Source organism: Paraburkholderia sp. SIMBA_027 (assembly GCF_046535315.1).
GTDB classification, from domain to species: domain Bacteria; phylum Pseudomonadota; class Gammaproteobacteria; order Burkholderiales; family Burkholderiaceae; genus Paraburkholderia; species Paraburkholderia tropica.
Genome location: NZ_JAWRWY010000050.1, coordinates 1 through 3,299, shown reverse-complemented (window position 1 = coordinate 3,299; position 3,299 = coordinate 1). Strand labels below are relative to the sequence as shown.

At 58.8% G+C, this 3,299-nt stretch carries 3 protein-coding genes; all 3 read left to right on the top strand.

The window, feature by feature from the left end; genetic code table 11:
• Positions 1–95 precede the first annotated feature (95 nt).
• Genes SB764_RS37960 through SB764_RS37950 form a run of 3 tightly spaced genes read left to right on the top strand, consistent with a single transcriptional unit; the run spans position 96 to position 3,231 of the window.
• A complete protein-coding gene (locus SB764_RS37960; RefSeq protein WP_410866456.1) occupies positions 96–1,307 on the top strand; it encodes a DUF3274 domain-containing protein in 1,212 nt (403 codons plus the stop codon).
• Positions 1,304–2,821, top strand: coding sequence for a DUF2875 family protein (locus tag SB764_RS37955; protein ID WP_410866455.1), 1,518 nt, complete (start codon positions 1,304–1,306; stop codon positions 2,819–2,821). Before SB764_RS37960 ends, SB764_RS37955 begins: the two co-directional genes overlap by 4 nt.
• Positions 2,818–3,231, top strand: coding sequence for a hypothetical protein (locus SB764_RS37950; RefSeq protein WP_410866454.1), 414 nt, complete (start codon positions 2,818–2,820; stop codon positions 3,229–3,231). The genes SB764_RS37955 and SB764_RS37950 overlap by 4 nt, the downstream gene beginning before the upstream one ends.
• Positions 3,232–3,299 lie beyond the last annotated feature (68 nt).

The following is a 3,299-nucleotide window of genomic DNA, read 5'->3' as shown; positions in this document are numbered from 1 at the left end:
GGTGGCCGTGATAAAGCGATTTCGTCTTCTTCATCGCTTCATTCTACTGCCACACCTCCAGCAACCTGACAGTGCCCCAGGCGCGTCTCCAGACCTTGGTCAATATCGTGGCCGAATGCACCAAGACGCCATACACGCTGCCGGCTTTGACGGACCTCGTCTTCAGTAGTGGAAAGTCGGGCGGGCGCGCCGGCCACAAATGGACGCCGACGAGTGGCATTCGCCCCGATCAGCACGGTAAGCCAACGGTATTCGACGAGCGTGACAATCGCGGTCGAATCTATATCTACTGGAATCCGGATGATAAAACTGTCGACATTCCGACGGTTAAGGGTGTGGGGACGCACGGCATTCCGGACACGGTGGAGGGCAAGGAATACTTTTGGGACGGTAACCATACGCGTCCCCAAAGCGCGACGAACACTTATGCTGCGATGAACGCACTGAAGGAGTTCCGGTTCTACCAGCGTGTCTGGATCAAAGCCGATAAAAATGGTAACCAGCCGTTGGTAGGCACAAAGCCCCACCGGATGGACGTGCCGGAGATCGGCTCTCGCTTCATCAACGGAGATGAACTGACGCCCGCGTTCGCGCCTAAGCTGCACGGCGGCGAAGCGGTCGTCGGTTCAGGCAAGGAAGCGCCTGACGCTGTGTCGCAAGATCTGTTGCTCGGCAATTCGAATGCGAGCCTGCAGTGGACGCAACTTCCAACTTCGGGGGATGCGACTGCGGATTCCCTCAAGGCAGCATTCAATGCCGGTAAGGCACCCGACGATCAGACGAGAAGCGTTGAGTTCCGGTCAAATGGCGGGGGGTTCGGGGGCGCATTTGCAGGTATTAGCGCGTGGCGCGAGGAAACACCGAACGAAGCCCGAGCGCGGATGTCGCAGGATCCCGCGGCATTGACGAAGAACGATCCGTCTGGCGTCCTTCAAGGCAACTCATATCACTCAGCGATTTTGCGCGATCCGTGGAATCAGCGGTTCGGGACCGCGATGGACGTCGCGATCGGACAGGCGGAGACGCTGGACAGTAAAGACTGGCAGGCCGTATGGCTTGCGATGGCCGACTGGAAGATTGACTACACGACCCTGTCCACGCTTCCCAAGTTTGGAAACTTGTCCCCCGACGCTCGCACGTTTCTGAAAGAAGCTTGCGACTACTACAGCTCGGGCGAGTTTCCGAAGTCCATCCTATCTTCGAGTATGCCGTCACTCGTGGTTAGCCAGTCGATTGACCAGAATGAGAATCCCGAAAAGCCGGTGACACCCCCGTTTAATATGGATTTCAGCGGGCTCGCACGATGATGCCGCTTGCCACATGCGGTGGACGTGCATTCGGTCGCCGACCTGCTTTGTTGTTTTTCATTTCGATGGTGGTTCTTATGGTTTGGCTTTTTGGTGGGCAAAAAGCGGTGGCTGCGGGTGCAACTCCCGCGACGCGGGCGGGGCAACCTGCCACGGGCGCGTTAAACGCTCCGGATACTCGGATCGATAGACTGGAAGTGCGTGGGGTTGGCATTACGATTGATCAGTGGGCCCAGACGGAAATCTGGAGCCACATTGAAAAGAAGAACGCCACTCACGAGTCGTTCCTGTCCCGCTCCGCTTCGGACTATCCCTCGACGTGGTCGGACAGGTCGGCGATGTCGAAGCTAACCCGCGGACTCGCTCTCAAGCTTGGCGCGGGCGAGGCGGTGGAGTACACGCCGCTGCCGGTTTTTGTATATGGGCCGCCTCAACATCCCGAGAACCTGATGGGCGCGGCGTTCTCAGTGAACTACGCCCGACAGGAGGGTAGCCTGCCGTTCGACCTGTTCGTTATCGAAAAGGCGGTTAACGGATCCGGCCCGTCGTTTGCGGACGTGTTCAAGTTTTTCGACGCCAATCCAGACGTGCCATTTGCGCTGATTTTTTGCACTGACGGCATGGTTACGAGAAGGCTGCTCGAGAAGCCCGGTTCCGGCCTGATACCTGATGGGGCGGCCGTGCCTGCCGTCTTTAACAGCAACGTCGCGCTCCTGGTATCCAGACCGCATGCAATCGACAGGCTAAGGCCATCAATTGTCACGAAGCCGGAAGGTGTAGACACCAGGGAAACTCAATACGACCTCGTGAAACTCTGGAACTTCTATTGGGACGAGAGAGAGGCCTTCGACGCGCATTACGAGGCCGAATTGACTGCCCGTGGCCAGGAAGGAGTGTCGCCGCACACGATGAGTGCGGCGTGGTGGCGCTCGCGGGTCCCTGAGCTATTGAAGCATACCGAGAACAAGGGGCCCGGCGAGTTTGCGGCCAGTCCATGGACGCCTGTTCGATGGACGGACTGGCAGGTCAAGCAATTCGACGAGTCGCCTATGCTTGGCTACATCGATCGTCCGGTCAATGTGCGTCTCGCGGACGAACATGGTCATGCGCTGCGGGAAAGAGATCAGGCCAGCGCGCTCCAGGATGGATGGTCACGTGTGGTGGCACAAGGCCACGAAGCGGCTGTGCCGCGACGCATCTTTTTCGATACGACGGGTGATCGCGAGTGGGTGATTCCGTTGACTCAGGCGTTGGGCGCGGAGACAGACGCGCCCTCGACCGGCAGCGTCGCGGAAGGGTTTGACGTAGGATACAGAATTGGGAATACCGGGATCAGTTCGGGCGCCGTGCAAGTAGCGCTAGCGCTCATATCCGGGTATCAGGATGGCAAAGTCAGCGCCATTGTGGATCGCTCTGGCGGACAGGCTGAAATCGTGCGAGTCACGCCACCGAGCCAGGCTCAGATCCAGAAGAACCAAAAAACGCGGGGCGATAATCCTTTCCTCTACCGATGAACGAATCGATCGAAAATACAGAACGGCCCGAGCCGCGGGCGACTCTAACCGAACCATCTCAGGGGGGCATTTCCCGAATCCTCGGCGTGGCTGCGATACTTTTCGCCATGGCATGGGCGGCGCTAATAGGCGGCTGTTTCGCCTATTGCACCGGTGGTGTTGCTCTCGCTCTGCTGTGGGCCGGGATTGTGGGAATCGGCATGGGAAGCCAGGCCGCGGTTGCCTGGCCGGGCGAGTTCGCGATGGCTGTGGTGGGCTACGTTGCTGTTGTTCTTGCGATCGCGAAATGGTCGCCCGTCAGGCCGAGTCTTCGCGTCCTGATCGTGGCGGTGGTAGCCGGCGGCGCCGCTGGTTGGCTAGTGACAGCGATCGTGAATGGTTTCGGGCACGGGCAGTGCACGCTCATGTAGAGCGGTGCGGAACATGAACAAGCTGAAGTTGGGAGGCTGTAATGCGTGGCGTGATTCGTGTAGGTGAT